The organism is Methanoculleus sp. (assembly GCF_035363275.1).
Classification (GTDB): domain Archaea; phylum Halobacteriota; class Methanomicrobia; order Methanomicrobiales; family Methanoculleaceae; genus Methanoculleus.
On sequence record NZ_DAOSET010000001.1, the window covers coordinates 68,817 to 83,972 of the forward strand.

A 15,156-nucleotide genomic window follows, 5' to 3' on the forward strand; every position below is an offset into this window, starting at 1 on the left:
GCTTATGAGGCTGCGCAGATCAGAAACTGAATTGTTGAAAATACTTTCCTCGTCGTAGCTCGGGTCTATGGTGTGATCTAATAGGGGTTGGGGCGTTTTAGGGCTAAATCTATTCTTCAAATTGACATATTTGTCATTTGGGGCCATACTTGTGTTGAAGTAAACTGATGCGAAATTGATCTTCAATGGCAGTCCGTTCCGTCCAAACCTTAGCGTGAGGACATATGAGCGAAAGCCTGTGGATTGGATATTCTCAGGAAGTGTCTCCTTGCTACCGTCATCGATAAGGATGGTCCACAGGGAACACTGGTTCAATCACACTCAAACCGATCTCTTCGCGATCGAGGGATTGGGCCTCCTCCATGGCTGCGAGGTTGTAAACTGTAATCTACTGGCGACTACGGAATGCAGATCTACGACCTGTTAGAGGGTCAGATCTTGGTGTTCGGTGAGTACAACATCAAGGTTAGTCTCTCTCATAAATGGACCAATAACGTCGATGTTGCTTGGATTGCCAGTTGATCCTGCATGATCTCATTCCCGCTTTCCGGGTATCCTGGACAGCGATCCGGGACGTGCGCTCTTTCATTCAGCCTGCCGATTTATACGTGAAACTATATATGCAATGATGATAACTACGTTCTTGCACCGTATGATTGAGTAGTTAACGACCTTACTCGGACGGCGTACCATAACCTGAAGGGAGATGTCCATGAAAGTGGCCCTTCTCTGCCAATATGCCAGAGAGATGGAATCGTATAAAGGTTCAAACATCTACACATCAGAACTGATATCACGCCTTGCCGGGCATGATGATATCGATCTGCATCTCATCACTATGGGTAGCGTAAACGCTACACGGCAGGAAGACGGGCTTACCTATCACATTCTCCGTAAGGGCGATCTGCTCTCCTTCCCGTATTTCCATCCTCTAGTGCTCTACAGGATGGCAAAGACAGTCAGCTCCATCGGGCCTGATATTGTCCATGTGCTCTCTACCCAGTATCCCTATTCCACAGCATGCATGCTCCTGCGGAGCGACTACCCCACCCTCGTGACAGCGTTTGGCGTCTTGGAGAGAGAGATTGCATACTACCGTGAGGATATGCGCCCGCTAGATCGGGCTCTCTCATACATCTTCCACACCTTCTTCATCCTGAACGAACGGTGGGTACTCTCACGTGCCCCCGAAATTGTTGTAGATGCCTCATCAGTCAGTGAACTTCTCCGCACGCCGGAAAACGGTCGAGTCCACGTCGTTGCCGCTGGGCTTGACCTCGAACGGCTCCGGTCGCCACTTCTCTCTCTCCTGCCGGGGGAAGGACCAGATATCGTCTTTATCAACACGCTCATCCGGCTGAAGGGTGCGGATGTTCTGTTGAGGGCTTTGCCGGGCGTAGTGGAGGCATTCCCAGACCTCAGGGTCTGTATCGGGGGAAAAGGGCCCCAGGAACCCGAACTCCGGAGACTTGCCCGGGACCTGGGGCTTGAGAGGAACGTCACCTTTCTCGGTTTCGTGCCGGACGAGGAGAAATACTGCTGCTACCGGCAGTGCAAGATAGTGGTCGTCCCGTCCCGATGGGACTGTCAGCCCTCTCCCCTTTTTGAGGCCGCAGCGTTCGGCAAACCCGTAATCGCGTCAGATATGTCCCACCCCGGTATCGTTGAGGACGGGGTGACTGGGATCATATTCCGTTCTGAAGACGCGGCTGGGCTCGGTGAGAGGATACTCTTGCTCTTGGGAGACGATGCTGCATGCGAGAGAATTGGTCGGGCGGCAGCGGCCAGGGTTGATGATTACGACTGGTCGAGGGTTGCCGAGCGCTATGTTGGGATCTATAAGGATGTAGTTGGGGAGTACGGTGGACGGACTACAGCGCCTATCGGCGCTTATCGGGAGAGGTGATCTGAACTGTACGCAGGGACTATCACGGGAGAGATTGCTGTTGGACCGCTTACCTCTCCGATCGAGCGATCGGATCTGCGCCCCACCGCCAACCCCGTTGGGATTCTGTCAAGTCTTACGGATGAACGAACCCCGCTAGTGGTGGGGAACGTCGGGCGGGTGTTCGAGAATAGCATTGTTGGGCAGGTGATGATCGCGGGGTGGAACCGACACGAGGACTTCTCCCCTGATCCCAACAGCATCAGGCTGCTTGTGCCCCCTTCCTATACAGTCGGGCTTCCGAGCCTCAGTATCGAGGCTGTGGTCTGCAGCACGCCCGCACTCGCCGCACTCGTGGGTACTGTGCCCGACTTCATTAGGGATGGTGAAACTGATTTTACCTTAGCATCAAACACCCTGGAAGACATCGTAATCTCTATCCTAGATGTCCTCGGGCGCTGGAACCCGGTACCGGTTTCTAGGGTCGCTAGGGAGTGCGTGGAACCGGAGATCACCTCCGAACGGGTGGTGGCGCAATCCACTGCCATCATCGACGGGCTCGGGAGTTGATCGCCGCGTGCATCTAGATAAGGCCCTCGCCTACCTCGGCATCGTCGCCTCGGTTATCCTTGTCATCTACCTCGCGCTCACTACTGGACGCCTGGTATACATGCTTGCCGGTGTCCTTGTCCTCCTCTCTTGCCTGCTCTGGCTTGCTATCAGGGAGAATGCACAATCGGCGTTTCCGGGACCGCAGCTCGCCGGAGTGAGTCCCGGTAAGGATCGGCTCTCCGCCGTGCTGTTCATTCTCTTCCTAGCCCTTTATGTGTTGAGCATCGCCGTGCTCTACCTCCGCGCCTCTCAGTATGAGCGGCCGCCTGGTTACTTCATCCTGACTTCGCTCATGGCTGGTGTCATCGCTGTCGAAACTCTCCTTCCATGTCGGAGAAAGGCGTCCGAGATTCTGTTGCAGGTAATTCTCCTTGGAATATCGGTGGTGTGGTCGCAGATCCTGATCATCCCGGGTATGATGCAATCTGACCCCTGGGCGCACAAGATGTTTGTATTACAGATGCTGGATCTCCATACTATTCCCCAAGGCTACATGTACACCTACATACCGCTCTTCCACCTGGAGATTGCCGGAACCTCGCTCCTGGCTGGATTGGACTATAGGCTCGCGACGATGTTTTCAGTGAGCCTGGCGCAGCTTGTAATCTTCCCGCTGGTCATCTACTCCCTTGGAACGGCCCTCTTCAATGATGAGCGGATCGGGCTGCTGGGCGGGCTCATGCTGATCACCGCAAACCAGCAGATCAGCATGGGTGTCGTGTCGATCCCTAATGCCTTCGCCGCGGTATTTATGGCCCTTGTCATCTATCTTCTATTCAAACTAAAATCTACCAGCCCAATTTGGGCTAGAAACCTTGCGCTCATCCTCCTTTTTGCCATCATCCTGACACACACCATCACAGCAGCATGCATGGCGTTGGTGCTCTATTTGACGTGGGGTGCATGTAGATTCTACGACCACATCAGGAGAGACGGCAGCACGGAAGCGTATCCTGTTACATTGGCTCTGGCCTCACTATTTCTGGCTACCATGCTTGGGTGGTGGTACTTTGTCTCAGGGCATTTTGCAGTTCTCTTGGACTTGATCCGGCAGGGTTTTTCCCAAGACTACTTCGTCCAGAATCCAAGAGTTATCGACATTTATCACGAGTTTGTGCCGGTTCTAGAACAGATCTTTAACAACACTGGCATGTTCCTCTTCTTCGCTCTGAGTCTCGTCGGCATCTTTTACCTGGTGGCACGAAGGGAGAGGAATGGTTTTGCCCTAGGGGTGGTGGGGATCACCATTCTTGCCCTCGGTTTCTTTCCGCTCGTGACGGGGCTCTCGTTCATCGAGCACAGGTGGTGGTACTTCGCCCAGATATTCCTCTCTGTCCCGCTCACGGCATCGCTACTACTGGTTATAGGGCGGTCCCGCAAAAGAACGGTTACGCTCCTGTTTGCTGCATGCATCAGCCTCTTTGTCTTTGCCATGATCGCAAGCCCGGCAGCAAACAACGACAATCCGTTTCTCTCACCGAACAGTGCCGTAAGAACCGGATTCACGAAGTCGGAGTTGCGGGCATTTGACACGGTGGATAGCATACGGGCTGGCCCGGTCGGGGCGGACAGGTATGCTCGGGTTGTGAATTACGTCGCCTCAGATCCAGATTTCATCATACCTATCGACGAGATGCTCATCGAGGGGGCCTATCGTTCGCATGGAATAAGCACAGTTCTGGTACGGGACTATATCAGGGATCATACTATTATCTGTTACGATGGGATGTTTCGGTTAACGCATGACCCGGAGAGAACACTCGATAGGGAAGAGTATGACAGGGTGTATGAATCAGGTTCAGCCAGCCTGTTTGTGCTCAATAACTCGTAAACTTGGTGAACCGATGTGGATATTTGTAGCCATGTAATCATGAAGCATGCTGAGGGTGCTGCCAGTGGTGAGGAAAACTATGCGGGTCGGACGATCGGAGGTTGTGCCTGTAGTCGTCTGGATGCTAGGGGTATCGCAGCGTATCTAAACAGAAGATTGGTCAGGCACCCTTCAGATCCTATCTTTTATACTGGATTACAGCTATCTCTTGCTCCCGCAGTCTTGAACAGAACTCTGGTATAAATGCCAGCGATGTATTAGATGTCACCATGGGTCGGATCAGGTAGCATATGAAGGGTTCTTCCAAGTTTGCATTCGATATCAGCTGGGTGTTTGTCAGTCAGATCGTCGCTCTCGGCTCTGGTTTTCTCTTAAACATCATACTGAGCCGGTGGCTTGGTCCAGCGGACTTCGGGCTATACACCCTTACGCTGACTCTATTCACCGTATCTACGCTGGTCGCGGGCATCGGCATCCCGGAGACGATCGTAAAGTACGTGGCTGACTACAAGGACGATCAGGAGCGGCTGAACACCATCGTCACCACAGGAGTTATCAATTCAATCCTGCTCGGTACCGTAGCCAGTCTTGTCTTCTTCCTCTTCTCAGGAGAAATTGCAGAGATCTTTGGGATGCCGGATTTGGCTGGCCTTATCCGGATTATTGCGCCTGCTATATCGCTCTCTGTCGTCAACACTACGCTCCTCAGCCTCCTGAACGGGCTGCGGGAGATGAGATCCTACTCGTTCCGATTCATACTCCGCTCGTTCCTTCTGATAGTGCTGGCGACGCTATTCATACTTTCGGGCTTTGGTGCGGCCGGAGCAGTGTTGGCACTGTTGTTGACCGAGATCGGGACGTTTGCGTTTGTCATCTCGGTCGCCCGCCGGCACTTCAGCCTCCAGGTTGTCGACCACTGGGCGACAACAAAGAAGATACTGACATTTGGGAGTCAGGTTTTCATCGCAGGTGCGATCTTCCTAATCAACACCTATACCGACACTCTCCTCATTGGGTATATGCTGACGGATGCTGATGTCGGCTGGTATGCGGTTGCGTTCGCAATAGCCCGGGTGGCCTTTCTCTCGCTCCCCGGTTCGATCTCCACGGTCAGTTACCCCGCGATATCAGAGTATTACAGCAAAGGTCTTCGAGATGCAGTTGAGGCCGTGATAACTAGGTCAATTAGGTACTGCCTGATCCTTCTTTCGACGGTGGGCCTTGTCCTCATCTGTCTCTCCGAGGCAATTATCACGTTCGTTTTCGGCCCTGCTTACTTGCCGGCCGTGCCAGTCATCATTATCCTCGTGTATGGGATGATTGTATTCGGAGCGGTATCATCCATTGGACCGGCCATCAGCGCCATGAACAGGCCCGGGCTCTCTTCAAAGGCGACCCTCGTGATGGCGGGAGCCAACGTCTGTTTCGACGTGACGCTCATTCCCCTGTTGGGTATAACCGGTGCGGCTATCGGCACGGTCGGATCGTACACGATACTCGCAGTGCTGATACTCTGGGTACTTCATCATGTCTTTGATATACGGATCGAGTCCGCGACTATCATAACAACGTTTGGGGTCATCACAGTACTTATAATTGCTTTTTTCCTGTTGCGGGACATGATTCACCCATATGTACTTGCAGTTCTCTTCACTGGTCTGTATGGTGTCTATATTTACCGGATTTTACTGACACCTGACGATAAAAGAGAGTTCTTCAGTATGGTCTCCCCGATATTCGTGCGCATCGCCGCAGGTCGTCTCAATAGACGCTGATCAGAGGATCGCTCCGCCATAGGAACCGAAATGAATATGGGAGTAGCCCAAAGCGGTGATGATGGACGCACTGGCCACCTGCTCGATATAGGCAAACGGAGATCCACCCCCTGGTGGCGACTCGATAGTTACCGTGTGCATGAGTACGCAGAGGAGGTGAGTGCGGCAGATGGAACGGTGAATTGAGAGAGATCCACATTGTGATCAGGTCTCTCCTCGTCGGTCTCCCCAAAGGTATGATCTCCACTCGAATCAGAGAGATGAGGTCCAGAAACAATTACAGATCGTACTACTTAAGAGCAACAGTGCTGGCTCCTGGGAATCTGGCGCGATCCTCTTGACGCAAAACCACGGATCTCACTGCTTTGTAGAGGTCAGCGGCTTCCGACCTATCTGAGCAAGCAGGGCCAGCCGGGACTCGATACGGTAAGTTTCAAGGTCGACCCGTGTGGCGCCGAAGCTTTCTTTAAATTTTTGAACTCCCTGCAGATTCCCGCTTCCCCCGAGGTTTACAAGTGAGTATCCCTTCTCTTGAGCAGACTGTAGGGCATCGTGAAGGAGCAGATGAATTGGGCGGAAAGAACGGGACGCTTCCGGGGCTGCGTTGCTCCATGTGAACATGGTATCCATGTACTCGAACGTCACGAGACCTCCGATAACTGCACCGTGCATCTCTGCCAGGCGCACCTGGACATACGGGCGGCCGTAGCGGTGCAGGAGATCATAGAAATCTAGGGAATAGGGTGGTATTCGATGTCCCCACTCTCTTGCTCTCCTCTCGTAGAGGGCGTAATACTGTCGAAACTGCATGAGACTATCTTTCTGGACGGTCTCGACATGGTTCCGCTCGGCAACCCTGATATCCCGCCGCACATGCCTGTTATATTTCTCCTCCACCGCACCTCCAGGCCCCCGCAGGCGCACGATGTGTGTATAATTCCATTGGGATAGGGTCTTCCGGATACGGGGGAGGCCGTCAGCCTGCAACGTGGCGCCTGGCGGCAGCGCGATATCAAGGGAAAGATGCCTCCCTCCGGCCATGCTGGCGATTACACTCAGCAGGAGTCTGTCGGAGGCGTCCGAAGATGAGAAAATACCGCCGTATCCGTGGGGGACGGCCTGGTAGAAGGAAAACCCGAACCGTCGCGACTCCATCATCGGGATGAGTATGTCGCCCTCGGGGGTATGGTATAGCCTTGTCGCAACTCGATAGTTGAACGCCTCTTTCATGATCTTCGCCCACTCGGGGGTATGGAAGAAATAGACGTTCTCTCTGCCATCAAGAAACGATCTCCAGGTGCCGGGAGAGACTGAATCAGTGTACTCAAACTGCATAAGTCACTGCCACCACACAACCTGCTATATCTCCCTACCTGGCCTGGTGTTGTCGCTAAACCCCGCAAGGCAGGCAGTCATACCCTCGATATCATCCGGGGTCACGCCGCAGTGGACTGGGATATTGATGATTCGCCCGGTCAGGTAACTGGTTACGGGAAACGCATCTCTCAGTCGTGACGCGACGTGCCGGAACCGGGGAAGCAGGTGTACCGGCCTTGGCCACTGGATGTTCCCCATCTCGTATCCCCGGATTCTTGCGTTCCTGATGATTGCGGAGAGCGGGTGGTTGGTCTGGTTTATCATGTTGCATTTCAGGAATGCGGGAACCTTACCTGGGGAGACCTTCGGGAGTAAGAAGGACGGGTTATCCTGCATGGCGTCGTAAATGAGGTGGGCATTCCTGTTCCGGATCGCGTTTACCGCCTGAAGGTCTTTTAATCCCCAAAACCCCGCGAGAGCCCTTGGAACGCCCATCAGCAAGTTACCTGACCCTATTCTCTTGATGGGCGGGCGGAAGACTCTTGACTTGACCTCTCCTGCGCGCAAGAGCGCTTTCTTCACAACCACGTTCCTCATATGGGGCGGTACATAACCGGTCTTATCGATCTCCCGTTCGATGTATGGGAGAAGAGCATCCTGAATGTCTTCCCATGCTGCGCACCTCTGTACCAGGTTATCTATAAGACCGAAGATCTCTTGATCGGCCCGGCAGCAGTTCTGACCAAAGTATGCGAGAAGGTCTGTTTTGTAGACTGCCCGCTCTGTGGCCATATGTTGGATGAGCATGCCGTAGACGTAGCATTTCTCATTGTAGAGCGGCATACGCATGCAGGATTTTATGACCCGCTCCACATCTTCGAAAAAGGCCGGATTGTTGACGGCCAGCATCCCCCCTTCGCCAGTCGTGAGGTGTTTTTCGTAGTTAAAACTAAAAATAGCAAAATCTCCTAATATCCCGGTGTTCTTCCCCTCAAACTCCGCACCGAGGCACTGGGCACAGTCCTCTATGACAGAGCAGCCGTTATCCTTGGCAATGGCCGGTAAGTCCGCGATATCGCATGGGATTCCAAAGAGGTGCGTTGCAATTATCGCTTTTGTCCGGTTTGTTATCTTCTCTTCAAAATGCCCTGACGGGACGTTGAAGTCGTCAAGTGCCGGTTCGACGAAAACCGGGGTCGCCCCGGACTCCAGGATGACGTCGACGACCCCCTCGTAGGTGAAGTCAGGAACAAGCACCTCGTCGCCCGGAGAGATGTTCAAAGCCCGTAACGCTATTAGCAGGGCTGCACGGGCCTGGTTTGTCGCATAGCACCGTTCTGCCCCGATGTAATCGCGAAAACGGTTCTCGAAGTCGAGGATGTGGTTCTCATCCTCCAAGTCTTCTCCAGACAGTGTATCGACGATCCGCTCGACGTTCAGGTATGCTCGAGACCGCGCTAACATTATTTCTCCCCCAAGACAATGGACAGGGTGCAGTGATCGCAGCACGTATATAATCTTCTCCCCCGGGTGAAGAGCCCCGGCCGGGCCATCCCCCTGCTGGTGTTGGTCGAGGGAGGAGTGGAGCATCATCCTCCAGATTGCCCGGAGGCGCCATCTCGCACTAGCAGATAAACCCGCTGTTGCCACCTTTCCCGGCCCTGGTCAGGCCTTTGAGTTTCTCGATGGTGTAACTCAACCCGTGCACGATGTAGTAGTTTGACTCCTGCCCCCTCACTGTAGTCTCTCCAACCCGGAGCGCCTTCTCGAGGTCTGTGCCTGCGCAGATTGTAACACCCCTCCCGATCTCAGTGTAAACATGTGCATCGCTCCCACCGGTCACCGGTTTTCCGGAGGGCTGCCCAAGCGTCGCAGCGATCGCGTTGATGCGACGCCGTGACCTGCTATTAAATACTTCAATGAGATCCACCTGCTCCATCAGGGATCTGGGTGAAGGATATTGCCGGTAGGGATGGGCAAGGACAGCAAGGCCGCCCTGGGCCCGGATCTCCTTGACTACATCGTCAAACTTCCGTGCTACGATCTCCGCATCGAGAAACAGGCCCAGAATGTCGCCGTACTCTGTTTTTATCTCTGCACCGATGACAACCAGGAAATCTTTGTCCCGATTTGCCTCATGGGCAAGGATGCCTCCGCGAATGGTGTTGTGGTCCGTTACTGCTATGCCGGCGAGGCCCCGCTTCCTGGCAATACTTACAATTTTGGCGGGGTCCATAAGAGAATCCCGGGAACAGCGGGAGTGAATGTGCAGATCGGCGATCATCTCATCATCTGGAAACCTTTTTTTCTGCCAGGATGGCCGGGGTAACCTCGTCGATAGCGGTGCAGATGCAGTCCACCCCCTCCTCGGTCATGCCTGGGTAGAGCGGCAACGTCATTTCATGTTCCCCGATAAACTCTGTCTTCAGGAGCGACCCCCGCGTATCCCCGAAAAGCCTCCGGTAGTAAGTGAAGAGATGGATCGGAGGATAGTGGATGCTCGTCTGGATCCCCCGCTTCTTCATCTCCGCCTGAAGCTCGGCTCTTGGGAGGTCCCTGGAGAGAACTACCGGGAAGATATGGTGCGAGGATTCACCATCGATTCTCCCGCCGAACGGGCACCCTATACCTTCGGTCCCCTCAAGCGCCTTTCGATACCGGTCAGCGATACGCTTCCGTCGCGCGTTGTTCTGCTTCAGGCGCCGGAGCTGGACGATGCCGAGCGCGGAGGCGACCTCACTGATGCGGTAATTATACCCAAGATCGGTGACATCGTAACTATACCCGTGCCCCCGATGCCTGTCCCAGGTCATCGTGGTCATGCCGTGCGAGCGCAGGACCTTGATCTTCTCGGCAAGTTTGTCGTCGTCGGTCACGACCATGCCCCCTTCGCCGGTAGAAAGGTTCTTGTTCGCAAAGAAGCTGAAACACCCAATGTCCCCTATTGTCCCGCACTTCCGCCCCTTATAGGTCGCACCGACTGCATGCGCCGTATCCTCGATGACCCGGAGATCATGATCGCGAGCGACCTCCAGGATCGGCTGCATGTCACAGGGATACCCCCCGTAATGGACGACGGTGATCGCCCGTGTCCGGGGCGAGACCCTCGCCCCGATCTCTTCCCATGAGATGTTCAAATTATCTGTTCCGACAATATCGGCAAAGACTGGTTTCGCTCCACAGTAGAGGACCGAGTTCGCTGTTGCAACAAACGTGAGCGATGGCGTTATGACCTCATCACCGCTCCCGATGCCGAGCACCGCGTGTGCGATGTGCAGTGCCGCCGTCCCGCTCGATACCGCAAACGCATGCTTTACGCCGAGGTAACGGGCAAATGCTGCTTCGAACTCCTCGGTCACCGGCCCCATGGAGAGCCACTTTGACACCAGAACATCCCTGACTGCATCGATCTCATCATCGTCCATCACGATATCGGAGAGAGGGATCTTCCATGCCGTCTCACTCATCCCCAACACCCAGTGTCCCGTGGAGTGCAGCGATCTCGTTATTCGCCTTCTTGTAGTCGTCGAACCTTCCGATGTCCAGCCAGTAGCCGTCGTATTTGTATGCTTTGATGGTCTCACCTGCTGCCAGCAGAACCTTGATCAGGTCCGGGAAATCGATGTATTCGTGTGACGGAATATACTCGAGGACTTTCGGGTCAAATGCGTAGATGCCCATGCTCACAAAATGCTCAAACCCTGGCTTTTCGGTATACCCAACGATGTTCTCGTCCCCGTCGGTATCCACGATCCCAAAATCAACGAAGTAATTCCTCTTGTTGAGAGCCACCGTCGCAACGGCCCCGCTCCTCTGGTGAAAGTCCATAAACTTGGAGAACGGCAGGGTCGTTAGGACGTCACCGTTCATCATCAGAAACGGTTCAGCAAGGTCGTTCTTTATGAGCCCAAGGCATCCTGCGGTCCCAAGCGGCCTCTCCTCCCACGAGTAGGTAATCGAGAGCCCGAACCTGCTCCCGTCACCGAAGAATGCCATGATAAGTTCGGCGAGGTGCCCCACCGCTATCGTCACATCCCTGACGCCATGTCCCTGAAGTTGGCGGAGGATGATCTCAAGGGTCGGCTTATCCCCAATGGGCATAAGTGGTTTGGGGATGATGGTCGTGTAGGGTTCGAGTCTCCGCCCCTTGCCGCCGGCGAGAATAACTGCTCTCATATCAGGTCACGTAGTGATTGGACCGATAAAGGTCCAGATGTTCCCGAAACCACGCAATTGTTCGCACAAGTCCTTCCTCCAGGGGCACAGAAGGAGACCAACCCACGAGGCTCCGTGCCCTGGTGTTGTCGCACCACAACCGCTCTACCTCACTCTTCTTCGGTCGCAGGCGAGCACTCTCGACGACGATCTCGATCTCTTTTCCTATAAGCGATGCAACCTTCTCAGCAATGGCCCCGATCGAGACCTCATAGTTTGATCCGATATTTATTACCTCCCCTACCGTTCTTGGAGATTCGGCGATGAGAACAAACGCACGCACCAGATCGTCGACGTAGGTATAATCCCGCGTCGGATACGTTGCACCAAGTGCTACCTCCTCCTGCACCAGTGCTTGTGCGATAATGGTCGGAATCACAGCCCGTGCAGACTGCCGCGGGCCGTAAGTGTTAAATGGTCGTATCGTGGCGATGGGGACGTCGAAGGCCCGGTAGAAACTCTCGGCCACCTTGTCGGCCCCGATCTTACTTGCAGAGTAGGGGGACTGTCCCTGGAGCGGGTGGTCCTCGTCGATCGGAACATAGCGTGCAGTCCCATAGACCTCACTCGTCGAGGTGTGGACAATCTTCTCGACACCAGAATCCCGGGCTGCCTCAAAGACGTTGAGTGCGCCGAGCAGGTTCGTCTCCACCGTCTCCCGCGGGTGGATGTAGGAGTAGGGAATGGCGATGAGCGACCCCAGATGAAAGACGATATCAACGTCATGGACAGCGGTGCGAAGGGCGTCTGCATCCCGCAGGTCGCCCATGAGGATACGTACCTGGTCTAGCCTCTCTTCAGGGAGCAGCCGCAGGAGGCCCAGGTCGTTCCTTGAGTTGTAGCGGACAAACGCCCGCACATCTGCTCCACGGTCGGCCAGATGTTCTGTCAGGTGGCTACCGATGAAACCCCCGGCCCCGGTCACCAATACTCTTTTTTCAGCCCAATCCATCACAAATGACTCCTTTCCCTCTTGATGCGCGTAAAGCAGTAAGCAAACCCTGGATGCGCAGCGTGGTATATATGCGTATCCATGTATCCAGGATCTCATCGGGGGGTATCCCCGGTTGCGGCTGGTGTCGCAACCACCCTGGTTCCAGGACTGCGATTGCAGAATAACCTGAATCGGATGTTGCAGTACCTCACCGTGACTACCAGTTTCGTGGATTTGCTCTCTTAAGCGAGTCAGATGCCGATGACTGGTGTCATCGGGGAGCTGAATCCGTATCGGGGATTTGGGGAGCAGCGAGAAAGTCAGTTCATCCTTGTCCATATTACCTACGGGCGATGGCAGGCGGCGCCGGGACTCGTGCATCCTGGGACAGCAGTGAGAGTTCATCGAGAAGCGTTCCTATAGGCATGAATGTGAACTTCATCATGAGCACGATGAGTTTACCAAGTGCTGTATGGACACCGTGGTAGGTAATGAAACGGGATACAAATGGCACTTCAAGCGGAGGAGGGCCCGGATAGAGGTCATGGGGATGAAAATAGATGTTTGCCGGTCTCTTCGAGGCTACCCTGCTGACACCCCAGGAGAGGAACTCTTTTGGAAGGGCACGGAGATAAAATCCCCCGGATATCGGGATGTTTATGCCGAGTTTGACTATGGAGAGAGGAAACTCGATGATCGAGCCTTCAGGATCGTGGACGGTGATATCATCCCTGGAAGGCCGGTAAATACCAATAGGTGCGTCTGGCACACCGTAGAGTTGCGTCCTCACCGGGAAGATGCTCGAGTCATACTGGAAGTCGTACTTCTCTAGCGTCTCGAGCGCCCACTTTGTCCTGTTGTTCAGGGAGAACGATGGCGCCCGGAATCCGATTGGGTTGTAGTCGGCGAGCAGTTCAAGGGATTTTTTGAGTTCTCCCTCAAATTCCCTCTGGTCCATCGAGTAGAGCGGTTTATGGGAGTAGGCGTGACACGCAATTTCGTGACCGCTCTGGTAGACCTCGTGGACGACCTCAGGATATTTCTCTGCGACGGCGCCAAGGACAAAGAACGTCGCCTTAACGTTGAATGCGCCGAGTAGTGCAAAGATCGGTCGCAACGATTCCTTGAACATATCCTCTCGATCCGAGGGCAGATACTCTGTCAGGAACTCGTTGCACCACCAGAACTCAAGGTCGATACTGAGTGCGTTGATCCACATGTTATCGTCTCAGGACAAATCTCCACATCTCAGAGTCAAGTGCGTAGCGTGCTGTGGCAAGTACGAAACCCAGTGTAGGCCCAGGATCGTGAAGCGAAAGAATATCATCCGGCGTGTTAAACCTGAGAAATTCTTTGAGGTTCTGCCAAGTCTTTGGGGCGCTAAGGTACCAGAGAATATCCCCAGGAAGGAGCCAGCGACACTCCACTCCCTCCTGATAATCTGGAACCGGTTCGACATCTCCATCCCTGAGCATCTGGTAGAGGAGGTAGGGGAAGTCCACACCACTCAGGATCGAGAGGTGCAGCGAGCCCCAGAAGCGGGGGTTCACCTCCATGAGTTTGAGGCTTCCGTCGCGGGCATCGATCCGGAACTCCACCATTGCAACCCCGGACCATCGCATTGCCTTCAGGAGATGGAGGGCGATCTCCGTAGCTGCCTGGGAGCGTTCGTCCTTAATGGTCTCCCGGAGGGTGCTTGCCCCACCGGAGATCGGGTAGGAACGGATCCGTCTCTGGACGGTCACTGCACGTAGTTCAGATCTCTCATTGAGGAGGGTGTAGACCCCAAGCTCCCCACCATAGGGTATGAATTCCTGGATTACCACCGGGCCAAACTCTGATGCTGAGGCCGCATACGCTTGGATTAGAGTTTCCGGATCTCTGCAGACCCTTACTCCCCGTCTACCTGAACTCACCCGGGGTTTTACGACGACCGGGTAGTCGATCTCCCCGGCGATCCTGGCTGCGTCGTCCGGATTCTCCGGGAAGAATGTTCGCGGACATGGAATGCCGTTGTCGAGGGCGATACGGAGGGTCACTCCTTTATCGTAGCCCTTCATGAAGATGTCACGGGGTGGCAGGGCGATCTGGGTGTACCGGGAGATCTCCTCTTCGTGATCGATAATGGGTTTTAAACAGGCGTCGGCAACCGGAAATATCGCATCGGTCTCCGTTGATCTCAGGGTTTCAAGGAGATACTCTATGAATTGCTCCTCCTTTCTCTTCGGTGAGGGATATACCAGCCTCCGGTTACAGTATCGCGAAAAAGCACCTGTTGCATATCTCGTCTCCTCGCCTGCAGTTACATCCAATCCCTGTTTCCCAAGCGACCTAATTACCGCAAGAGAACTCCGCATCTGTGCGTCGGTTACAAAGACGGTTCCCCGACTCAATCCTCCCCCTCCAACTCCCTACACGCTTTGGAGTGTGGTAGATACCGTTTGACTATTAATACCTGCGCCCCTGAAGTATATCCCCAACTGATAGTGTATGGCGACACCCTTTTGGATCCTGAGTTTCCCTGTCTTTATGACCGGAAATCTGAGACGGATTGTGATCGTCAGACATGTCCTGTCTGTCTTGAAGA

The 15,156-nt window shown here is 54.3% G+C and carries 12 protein-coding genes; 4 read left to right on the forward strand and 8 right to left on the reverse strand.

Translation table 11 applies throughout. The features are described from left to right. Nucleotides 1–712 precede the first annotated feature (712 nt). From PLN84_RS00275 to PLN84_RS00290, 4 genes are all read left to right on the forward strand, one after another. Nucleotides 713–1,906 carry a glycosyltransferase family 4 protein gene (locus tag PLN84_RS00275; RefSeq protein ID WP_292385231.1) on the forward strand — a complete coding sequence of 398 codons (1,194 nt, stop codon included), beginning with the start codon at nucleotides 713–715 and terminating at the stop codon, nucleotides 1,904–1,906. A 159-nt stretch (nucleotides 1,907–2,065) separates the two neighbouring features. Then, entirely contained in the window at nucleotides 2,066–2,455 is a 390-nt protein-coding gene (locus PLN84_RS00280; protein ID WP_299953469.1) for a hypothetical protein, read from the forward strand. Between the two features lie 7 nt (nucleotides 2,456–2,462). After that, on the forward strand, nucleotides 2,463–4,328 hold the full coding sequence (locus tag PLN84_RS00285) for a hypothetical protein (protein WP_292385228.1): 1,866 nt from the start codon (nucleotides 2,463–2,465) through the stop codon (nucleotides 4,326–4,328). Nucleotides 4,329–4,618: 290 nt separating this feature from the next. Continuing rightward, nucleotides 4,619–6,103 (forward strand): flippase, encoded by a 1,485-nt coding sequence (locus PLN84_RS00290; protein ID WP_292385227.1) that lies wholly within the window; start codon nucleotides 4,619–4,621, stop codon nucleotides 6,101–6,103. A 357-nt stretch (nucleotides 6,104–6,460) separates the two neighbouring features. On the opposite strand, the gene PLN84_RS00295 is transcribed toward PLN84_RS00290, so the two are convergent. From PLN84_RS00295 to PLN84_RS00330, 8 genes are all read right to left on the reverse strand, one after another. Beyond that, a complete protein-coding gene (locus tag PLN84_RS00295; RefSeq protein ID WP_292385225.1) occupies nucleotides 6,461–7,438 on the reverse strand; it encodes a GNAT family N-acetyltransferase in 978 nt (325 codons plus the stop codon). 24 nt (nucleotides 7,439–7,462) lie between these two features. Then, the gene (locus tag PLN84_RS00300) at nucleotides 7,463–8,884 is read right to left on the reverse strand and encodes an aminotransferase class I/II-fold pyridoxal phosphate-dependent enzyme (protein ID WP_292385223.1); all 1,422 of its coding nucleotides are present in this window, start codon (nucleotides 8,882–8,884) and stop codon (nucleotides 7,463–7,465) included. A gap of 160 nt (nucleotides 8,885–9,044) precedes the next feature. Beyond that, nucleotides 9,045–9,704, reverse strand: a complete 660-nt coding sequence (locus PLN84_RS00305) for a PHP domain-containing protein (protein WP_292385222.1) — start codon at nucleotides 9,702–9,704, stop codon at nucleotides 9,045–9,047. A 4-nt stretch (nucleotides 9,705–9,708) separates the two neighbouring features. Then, nucleotides 9,709–10,887 carry a DegT/DnrJ/EryC1/StrS family aminotransferase gene (locus PLN84_RS00310; RefSeq protein WP_292385220.1) on the reverse strand — a complete coding sequence of 393 codons (1,179 nt, stop codon included), beginning with the start codon at nucleotides 10,885–10,887 and terminating at the stop codon, nucleotides 9,709–9,711. Continuing rightward, nucleotides 10,880–11,596, reverse strand: coding sequence for a sugar phosphate nucleotidyltransferase (locus tag PLN84_RS00315; RefSeq protein ID WP_292385218.1), 717 nt, complete (start codon nucleotides 11,594–11,596; stop codon nucleotides 10,880–10,882). The genes PLN84_RS00310 and PLN84_RS00315 overlap by 8 nt, the downstream gene beginning before the upstream one ends. A gap of 1 nt (nucleotide 11,597) precedes the next feature. Continuing rightward, nucleotides 11,598–12,587, reverse strand: coding sequence for a GDP-mannose 4,6-dehydratase (locus PLN84_RS00320; RefSeq protein ID WP_292385216.1), 990 nt, complete (start codon nucleotides 12,585–12,587; stop codon nucleotides 11,598–11,600). A 322-nt stretch (nucleotides 12,588–12,909) separates the two neighbouring features. Beyond that, complete coding sequence (locus PLN84_RS00325; RefSeq protein ID WP_292385215.1) at nucleotides 12,910–13,788, reverse strand: polysaccharide deacetylase family protein; 879 nt, start codon at nucleotides 13,786–13,788, stop codon at nucleotides 12,910–12,912. Between the two features lies 1 nt (nucleotide 13,789). Continuing rightward, the gene (locus PLN84_RS00330) at nucleotides 13,790–14,926 is read right to left on the reverse strand and encodes an ATP-grasp domain-containing protein (RefSeq protein WP_300195571.1); all 1,137 of its coding nucleotides are present in this window, start codon (nucleotides 14,924–14,926) and stop codon (nucleotides 13,790–13,792) included. Nucleotides 14,927–15,156: the final 230 nt, after the last annotated feature.

Excerpts from the sequence above, each read along its gene's own strand:
- PLN84_RS00275 (WP_292385231.1), top strand. The coding sequence starts at position 713 with ATGAAAGTGGCCCTTCTCTGCCAATATGCCAGAGAGATGGAATCGTAT.
- PLN84_RS00290 (WP_292385227.1), top strand. The coding sequence starts at position 4,619 with ATGAAGGGTTCTTCCAAGTTTGCATTCGATATCAGCTGGGTGTTTGTC.
- PLN84_RS00295 (WP_292385225.1), bottom strand. The coding sequence starts at position 7,438 with ATGCAGTTTGAGTACACTGATTCAGTCTCTCCCGGCACCTGGAGATCG.
- PLN84_RS00300 (WP_292385223.1), bottom strand. The coding sequence starts at position 8,884 with ATGTTAGCGCGGTCTCGAGCATACCTGAACGTCGAGCGGATCGTCGAT.
- PLN84_RS00305 (WP_292385222.1), bottom strand. The coding sequence starts at position 9,704 with ATGATCGCCGATCTGCACATTCACTCCCGCTGTTCCCGGGATTCTCTT.
- PLN84_RS00310 (WP_292385220.1), bottom strand. The coding sequence starts at position 10,887 with ATGAGTGAGACGGCATGGAAGATCCCTCTCTCCGATATCGTGATGGAC.
- PLN84_RS00315 (WP_292385218.1), bottom strand. The coding sequence starts at position 11,596 with ATGAGAGCAGTTATTCTCGCCGGCGGCAAGGGGCGGAGACTCGAACCC.
- PLN84_RS00320 (WP_292385216.1), bottom strand. The coding sequence starts at position 12,587 with ATGGATTGGGCTGAAAAAAGAGTATTGGTGACCGGGGCCGGGGGTTTC.
- PLN84_RS00325 (WP_292385215.1), bottom strand. The coding sequence starts at position 13,788 with ATGTGGATCAACGCACTCAGTATCGACCTTGAGTTCTGGTGGTGCAAC.
- PLN84_RS00330 (WP_300195571.1), bottom strand. The coding sequence starts at position 14,926 with ATGCGGAGTTCTCTTGCGGTAATTAGGTCGCTTGGGAAACAGGGATTG.